General features: G+C 42.1%; 6 protein-coding genes. All 6 read right to left on the bottom strand.

Annotation, left to right across the window (positions count from 1 at the left end; genetic code table 11):
- A partial coding sequence (locus H6S82_RS15610) for a sulfotransferase domain-containing protein (RefSeq protein ID WP_191056396.1) occupies window positions 1-614 on the bottom strand: 614 nt, incomplete at its 3' end.
- Between the two features lie 4 nt (window positions 615-618).
- Entirely contained in the window at window positions 619-1983 is a 1365-nt protein-coding gene (locus H6S82_RS15615) for a flippase (RefSeq protein WP_190463739.1), read from the bottom strand.
- A 54-nt stretch (window positions 1984-2037) separates the two neighbouring features.
- A complete protein-coding gene (locus tag H6S82_RS15620; protein WP_190463740.1) occupies window positions 2038-3207 on the bottom strand; it encodes an endo-1,4-beta-xylanase in 1170 nt (389 codons plus the stop codon).
- 6 nt (window positions 3208-3213) lie between these two features.
- Entirely contained in the window at window positions 3214-4338 is a 1125-nt protein-coding gene (locus tag H6S82_RS15625) for a glycosyltransferase family 61 protein (protein WP_191056397.1), read from the bottom strand.
- A gap of 39 nt (window positions 4339-4377) precedes the next feature.
- Window positions 4378-5139 (bottom strand): WecB/TagA/CpsF family glycosyltransferase, encoded by a 762-nt coding sequence (locus tag H6S82_RS15630; protein WP_190463742.1) that lies wholly within the window; start codon window positions 5137-5139, stop codon window positions 4378-4380.
- Window positions 5120-5695, bottom strand: a 576-nt coding sequence (locus H6S82_RS15635) for a glycosyltransferase (protein ID WP_191056398.1), incomplete at its 5' end; no start/stop codon positions are given. The genes H6S82_RS15635 and H6S82_RS15630, both read right to left, overlap by 20 nt.

Here is a 5695-nt window from a genome sequence, read left to right on the forward strand (position 1 = left end):
TCATCTGTCATTTTTATTCCTAGTATATCCATCAACCGATCCAAATTTGCTTGGGGATTTTTGATAAACTCTTCGTAATAAAATAGTTGAATATTTTGCCCTTCTTTATTACTTACATACCAACCTTTTGTATGCTGATTCCATGCTTCTGTGCCAAATTTGCGATCGCGTATTAACTCAGATACTGTCCAACTGTCTGGAATAGCCCCAAAAGATTTCAGATAGTGATAGTACGATATCAACACATCTCTCGGATCTCGTACCATAAAAATTACCCGCTGATAGTAGGGATTGTATGCGCTGTGACTTTTGATAATTCTCGGTAAATCTGTACGTCCAAACGGCCCTTCATAGCGGAGATTTCTAGAAAATGTCAGGGAAGGAATAATATCGTGGACTGTAAAAAAATTTACTTCTCGTTCAATTTGGTAATGTACTTTGAGCGCATTGGCAATTAAAAACCGTAACCAGGTATTACCTGATTTGGGATAAGATACTAGAAATACATCTTCAGCTTGATGATTTGCTGGCAATTCTTTTTGGTAACTTTTTTCTATAGGAATCTGGCGGATTCTTTTGATGCGATTGGCAATTTTATTTGGCAGTGATTTCATGTTTTTAATTATCTCCTTTTATGCTTATTGCAAATATACGTTCTGGTATGGCAACAGCGATAATTTTGAGTCGATACCAAACAATGATTGACATCGAACCGTTCCATATTAACGAAGTTATTGCTGTTACTAAAGCAGTTCCGAATGCACCGTAAATAGGAGTTATAGCTATATTCAATCCTATGTTAATAGTTGCGCTAATAGCCAGAATTTTGGCTGAATCGCCGTGATATCCGGTCATGTTCAGTAATAATGATACTGGGCCTGACATGGCGTTAATTAACTGACTGACTATTAACACGACAAGGATAGGATAGCTAGCCGTAAATTCTGCGCCAAACAAACTGAGTAATTGGCGGCCAAAAATCAGTAAGATGACGGCAATTGATAGGGATATGGCGAATACAATCCAAACGCCTATTCTAACTATACGCTGAAGTTCAGTTCTTTCGCCCTTAGCGTGAAGGCTGGCGACCAAAGGTGCGAGAATTGAGTTAACGGCAACGAGGATAAATACTAATAATTCAGCTATTTTACTCGCCACTGCATACATACCTACTTGCTTAGTGCCTAGCGTTGCACCGAGTACGATCGTACCTGTTTGGGCTACTACCATATTAAAGCCAGTTACCAACACCATCGCTAAGGCAGCCCGAAACCATTCATTAGATTTGAAGATAGGTTGGCTGACTCTAACTTCTTTTGGTAGAACTTGAATAAGCAAGTAAAAGCTGATGCCCAGAGCTACAGCAACTGCTACTAACCTGATGCTCATAGCAGTTGTAGCATCTAAATCCGACTTAAACCAAACAGCTGCAATTACTGTTCCTACCAATACCAGCAGGGGAACTAAAACTTCTTGCGGTAATTGCCCTTGAATGATTTTTTTCAAAGCACGCAATCTTGACTGCTGTACTTCCAAGGCGGTGCTGAGAGGCAATAGGGCACCCGCGATCCAAAAGGTATGCAAAAGTTCTAGACTGTATCGAGCCTGGAAAATCCAACTAACTAATCCCAGACATAAGCCTGCACCGATCGAAATTAGCAAAATAACTTGACTGCTGTAGCGCAAATAACCGCCCAAAAGTCCATAAGCTTGTTGAGTGCTGTATGCTGCTACAAATCGCACGGATGCCGTATCGAAGCCAAGTTTTCCCACTACTCCCAATACGGTAATCCAAGTAATAGCGTAAATATAACTACCGTAACTTCCCACACCCAACAAACGCGCCAGCACTACTTGAGTGATAAAGTTAATTCCCGTTCCCGTCATTCTAATGGCGAAACTGCTAGCAGCACCTCTAGCGAGGGTAGCTGCATTGCCTTCTCCCATCAAACGGCTACGCAGTAAATTAATTTTGGCTTTCAAGTTCTCAAATCTGCTCACGGGTATATATTGGAGGGTGCGGGTTGAGTGTAAAATTTACCGTGGTCGAGCTTGGTCAAAGGCGCGAGCGATCGCATTCCATGCTAACTTCGGTTTCAAGTCTCTGTCGAATGGCAACGGTCTGACTGGCGAGCCATCCGGTCTGGCTCTCAACTCGGACAGCCAAGTATGGCGATCGCTCAATCCCCAATTTAACACTGCCACTACCGCAGGTTCATCCAATACTACTGATAGATAATCTTCATAAGTTTTGGCGACAATGCGATCGCGTTCTGCCTCGTCTTGAGGTAAATTTAGATCCGTCACATCCAACTCGGTAATCAATATTTTCAGTCCCAGAGACGCTACATCGCTCAAAAACTTGCGATATTTTTCTGGATTAAAACGAACTTCATCTCCCCACAGATGACTTTGGATACCCAAAGCTTGCACGGGTACACCTTTCGATTTTAAACGCTCCAACAACTTAAAGATTACCGTTCGCATTGTTTCCCCTTCACGGGTATCGTATTGCACTCGGTTATCGTTATATACCAACAACGCATTCGGGTCAGCTTCAGCAGCGGCGCGAAAAGCTATTTCAATATAATCTGGCCCCAAAAAATCCAGCCAAGGCGAGTTACGCAAACCATCAGAACGTCCATCCCAAGGATAAACAGCCTCATTTACCACATCCCAAGAGTGCATCTTCCCAGCGTAACGTCCCGCCACCCCTTTAATATGATCGACCATGATCTTTTCGGCATTTTGGGCGTTGACTGTTTCTTTGAACCAATCTGGTAAAAGATTATGCCAAACCAAGGTATGTCCGCGAAACAACATATTGTGTTTCTGCGTATAGTCTAACAGCCAATCACTGCGAGTAAAATTAAATGTAGTTGGGGTGGGGCGAAGACCTTTCATTTTCAGCATTCCTTCTGGAACTAGGATGCCGCATTCTTTGCCAAAGCGATCGGCAAATTCTGGATCTTTGAGTAAAATCGCATAATCACTTGCTGCTCCATAAATCAATCCTTTCGCTGCTGCTCTTTCTCGCATAGATTTGTCTCCCTGAACTGTAAAATCTGTATTGGCTGCGGCCATTGCTTGTGCCCAGTTTTGCCATTGCTTATTTTTACTTAGGCCGAGCGAAGCACTTACACCAGCCAAAGCACCAACACCAAATACTAAAGCACGTCTTCTTGAGAATACCCTGTTTTTGTGCATAAAATATCATTTTTCAAAAGCCCAAGCCAGCGCTCTGTCTATTAGCTCCGGCTCTAATATAATATCTTTATTTAATGATGGATCTCGGTATAGTATATTCCGCTTTACCGAATCGGGATACAACATTTCGCCTTTGCCCAAAACACCCAACCAAGGCAGTTGCAATCTAGCGGCCATTTTTCGATACATAGTTTGCACGTATTCGGGAGAAAACAACTCAATTATTTTAGTATTGGGCTGACAGAAAGCTATATTTGATAATCCCGCTCCGTGAGGGGCGATAATAACTTCTGCATTGTGGAACAAGTTTACTTGCTCCTGAATAGTTTTTTCTTCTAATCTAACTGTGACAAAATTATATTTACTTAGCTGCTCTAGCATTTGCGCTTGATTTCTCAATTTTCGTACTGCCGTACCGCTTCGATCGATAAATAATCTAATTTTTTTACTTTCTTTTTCTGGCTTAAATACTTGACTCAGAAAATTCATTCCCCAATATTCATATTTGCCTATTCTTTGATTTGGCATCGTACAAACCAACATTTCATCTGCTTCATACCGCTCTCGTATAGAGGTATAAACAATTTTTTTATCTAATCCCATCTTTTGGAAAATTGCATCTACAAATTTACTTCGTCTTTGATAAACTAGAATCCAATCCGGCTCCCATTCCGCCTCACCTAATATAGCTAAATGCGGTAGTGCATCAATTAAAAAATGGAAATAATTTGTCGCCCAAATCAATTTTCCTATATCCAAACAAGAGCCTGTTAGATGATGATTTCGGCGGGAAATAGGCAGTAACCAATTATTTGGCGGGCCGTGATCTTGCCAGGATTCCATAGATGTAATAACTGCCTGATTATCTGGTGTTAGCACTGTTCCACCTACAGATGCACCTTTCGGAATACGCGCCGCCCAAGCAGCCGGACAATATAACTTGCTGGCTGGTAATGTAGTTTCTGAATTGCTGGAAATTAATTTTCCTTCCGGTACAATTAAATCTTCGGCATCAAATATTTGACGAGCAGTTGGCAAATCTTCCAAATTAATTGTGCTTTGGGGAGGCCATTGTTTGTTCCAGCTTAATGTGCGATGAATGGCAACTAGCTGAGTACGGAATTCGATCATTTTGGATTTCGACAATGCCATGCCAGTCATAGTAGTTTTTTAATTCCCCTTTTTAAATCTTTCGATGATAAACAATGCTAAGACAAACCAAGGTTCTACTAAATAGCGATGCCAAAGTCGATTTGGCTCCGCAATCAGGCGAGATAGCCATTCCAGACCCCATCTGCCAGCCCACCTGGGGGGAGTGGGAACTTCTCCTGCAATATAATCGATTGCCGCGCCAGCAGTCAAAATAGCATTTGTAGATAAACCCTCTATATTATCCAATACCCAGTGTTCTTGCCTGGGCATACTCATGCCTACCATAAGAACATGAGGCTGAAAGCTGTTAATTTTTGCCAATACATTTTTGTTCTCTTGACTATCGGGACGGGTATCAAAGTAGCCGTCTGCTGTGGCAATTTGCAACGTGGGAAACTTTTGTTGTAAGATTTTAGCTCCTCGTTGAGCTACTCCCGGTTTAGATCCCAAATAAAACACGCGCCAATTTTGCCGCGCAGCTTCTTCGATCAACCGAGGCGTCCAATCTGCATAAGTAACGCGGTGTTCTCGTTGGAAAGGATAACCTAAAAGCTTTGCCAAGAAAACAAGGGGCATACTATCTGCATGAATGTAATCTGCCAAAGCGTAAAAAGCACGCATTTTGGCGTCGCGGTGATAAATATGAATGCTGTGGAAGTTGTGGTTAGCAATAATCCAACTTTGGTTGCTGCTAACTGCTTCGGCAATGAGTGCATTCAAATCGGAAATAGATAGTGCATTTATCCATATTCCTACCAGGCTATAGGATTTTTTGTTCATCACTGCTTGCCTTTAATATGCGATCGACTTCTGCAATCATCAATTCTACTCTAGCGTTCCAACTGTGATTGGTGACGATTTTTTCCCGTGCCAGTCTTCCTCGTGCTACCAAATGCTCTCGTTCCCGATATGCTTTTGATATTGCTTGTTTTAATTGAGACAAATTTCCAGCTTGAAATAGAAAGCCAGTTTCTCCATTTCGGATTACTCTGATTGTATCCTCAAAGGCAGATGCTATAACTGGTTTTCCCATTGCCATGTATTCGTAAAGTTTCAGGGGTGAGAAATATATTTTGCCCGTTTCTCGCTCAACTTGCCCGCAATATCCAACATCAAAGCCAGCTATATAGGCTGGTACTTCCGAGGCGGGTATGCGATCTACAAATGCTACGTGGGGAGCTATATTTAGCTGGTGAGCAAGTTCCTGCCAAGTTTTTTGCATGGGGCCATCTCCAACGACGAGCAGCGATAAATCTAAACCTTCTGTTCGCAGATAGGCGATCGCTTCGAGCAAAAGGTTTAATCCTTGCCAAGCATACAAGCTACCGACATAACC

Source organism: Planktothrix sp. FACHB-1355 (assembly GCF_014748295.1).
Lineage (GTDB): Bacteria > Cyanobacteriota > Cyanobacteriia > Cyanobacteriales > Aerosakkonemataceae > Aerosakkonema > Aerosakkonema funiforme_A.

What these genes read in the sequence shown, in the direction of transcription:
- H6S82_RS15620 (WP_190463740.1), bottom strand. Translation starts at nt 3,207, where the DNA reads ATGCACAAAAACAGGGTATTCTCAAGAAGACGTGCTTTAGTATTTGGT.
- H6S82_RS15625 (WP_191056397.1), bottom strand. Translation starts at nt 4,338, where the DNA reads ATGATCGAATTCCGTACTCAGCTAGTTGCCATTCATCGCACATTAAGC.
- H6S82_RS15630 (WP_190463742.1), bottom strand. Translation starts at nt 5,139, where the DNA reads ATGAACAAAAAATCCTATAGCCTGGTAGGAATATGGATAAATGCACTA.